Origin of the sequence: Lysinibacillus telephonicus (genome assembly GCF_003966145.1) — a bacterium.
GTDB lineage: Bacteria > Bacillota > Bacilli > Bacillales_A > Planococcaceae > Ureibacillus > Ureibacillus telephonicus.
Genome location: NZ_RXNR01000139.1, coordinates 1 through 2,132 on the forward strand (window position 1 = coordinate 1; position 2,132 = coordinate 2,132).

A 2,132-nucleotide genomic window follows, 5' to 3' on the forward strand; every position below is an offset into this window, starting at 1 on the left:
TCATTTGCACGTATCACCTTTCATTGCTTGTTTCTAGACAATTCAAGTATATAGAAATCGGTGATTACGTGCTTTTTTATTTATGAAATTTTTTCAAACCCCAACAAATATTATAGAGCCAATTTTATTCAGTATGGGACAGAGGGACAGCTTGGAGTTAGGACATTAACGTTTGATGGAGAACAAGTGTACGTTTTTCATAGTGTAGATGGAAATTTTATTGAGGAATACAGTTGTAAAAAATTAACAGTCCAAACTGAAGAAGCGATAAAAAAGTATATTCTTAGCGAATGTACGGGAAGTTTTAATGGGGATTTTGAGTTATTATCAGTTCCAAATTAATCAACCAATCGTGCTTTAAACTATTTTGCAGTTTTTGTGTTCTTAAATAATTTACAATCGTGCGCTTTAGTTTAATAAGCAACAGTAGAAGAATGATAAGAAAAAAAGAACTCGATTCCACTGAATAGGAATCGAGCCATATAATTAAACCCACCAGCACCAATGTGTGTTGCAACGTATACTCGACACATTGTGAGACTGTCGCGTGGTGTAGTTAGGTATAAGTAAAATAAAAAATAGTTGTGTTGAAAATCCTTATGTGAATCTCAACCTCTCTGCTTTTTTAATTTAAATGGCTAGTTTTTGTTTTATTTATTCAATTCCTTATATAAAACATATTTCAAAGCAGAAATTTCATCTTCAGACAGTTTACCTTCAATTTCAGATAATACTTCATCCTTACTAATTGAACCGTTTTGCACTTGTTCCTGAATCTCAAGTAAACGATTAACGCCCACTTTTTTTATTAACACACGTGTCGCTTCTTCCTTAGTTTGGAAAGGAAGAGTATCCGGATTTGTAGTTGCTGCCTCGTTTACAATTTCTTGAACGTTCGGATCGTTCTCGATATAGGATTTTACTTCTTCTAGATTTTCGTCATCTAAAGTAGATTCCACTTTTTCGATTATTTTTTCGGAAGCGATATTTGTCCCAAAATGCCACACAGCATAGCCAGCTGCTCCGAGTAAAACAAGGATACTAGCGGTAATTGTTAAAAACTTTTTCATCAACTCACTCCTGACACTTTGAATATAGCACAACTTCTTAAAAACCACGAGGAAAAGATGTTTCCTATAATTGATTTAATTACAATTATTTGTGAACCCCGAGGAGATAAATTTTCACCCTAATATTATAGATAGCAAAATTATCTATTTTATTGTACGTCCATATTTCCATCTGGGTACTTGTTCTACAATCAACGCTTTCCTTGAATAAGGATAGTGTATTTTCATTAAAGGACTTTTTCTGGAATAGCAATTGGATATTTATGTTAAAATAAAAACGAATATTAAACGTAACATAGTGTGTATTCTTTGAACAATGAACTTTTAAAGAAACTACAAAAAGGTCAGGGGGATAGGCGTGGGGGATATTCTAGAGATATTTACAGGATTAGGCTTTTTCCTAAATCCAATATTTGCGATAGTTTTCTTTATTAACCTTGTTGAGATAAATAAGAAACTCATTAAAGGAAATGAATCGGACATTAGCAAGAACGTGCTATGGTTTGTTATATCTGGGACATATATTGTAACTATCTTAACCTGGATGTTTGGATTTCCGAAATAGTTCGCTTGTTTCTAAACAAGGAAAAGTAATCACTATTCCTGGAACTCAACAATTGGATGCGATTGTAAAATAAAGCTTAAATCTTCAAACGACTTTATTGTTATATTTTTTAGTATAGTGAAGTATCTTACATCAAAAATTAAATAACTTTATTGTCACGTCATACTCAGCAAGCAATTATAAGTAATAGAAAAACTGTCCCAAAAGTATTTATTTCCAAACTTCTAGGACAGCTTTCTTATTTAAAATCCTTTAATTTCAAGTTCTTTATACTTGTCGCTTCGCTTTTAGTACAAATAATTCAGATAAATTTCGTCTGACGGCTTAAGCTTCCGTCGCAGAAAAAGGGACGTCTCACACTTTTATGAGACGTCCCTTCAGACTGTAGACAAACTCGAAAATTCGAGTTTGCCTACAGTCTTTTTTCTTTTAAAATAAAATTAATAACCCTTTTTGAATAAGTTAGTTGATTTCCGTTTCGGCGGACGCTTTCCGCG

At 32.8% G+C, this 2,132-nt stretch carries 2 protein-coding genes; one reads left to right on the forward strand and one right to left on the reverse strand.

The features are described 5' to 3' along the window. Positions 1-650 precede the first annotated feature (650 nt). On the reverse strand, positions 651-1,070 hold the full coding sequence (locus EKG35_RS20505; protein ID WP_126296401.1) for a hypothetical protein: 420 nt from the start codon (positions 1,068-1,070) through the stop codon (positions 651-653). A 358-nt stretch (positions 1,071-1,428) separates the two neighbouring features. On the opposite strand from EKG35_RS20505, the gene EKG35_RS20510 reads away from it, so the two are divergent. Further along, positions 1,429-1,635 (forward strand): hypothetical protein, encoded by a 207-nt coding sequence (locus EKG35_RS20510; RefSeq protein ID WP_126296402.1) that lies wholly within the window; start codon positions 1,429-1,431, stop codon positions 1,633-1,635. Positions 1,636-2,132 lie beyond the last annotated feature (497 nt).

Bases quoted from the DNA above. Each gene is read 5' to 3' on its own strand.
- EKG35_RS20505 (WP_126296401.1), bottom strand. From the start codon at position 1,070: ATGAAAAAGTTTTTAACAATTACCGCTAGTATCCTTGTTTTACTCGGA.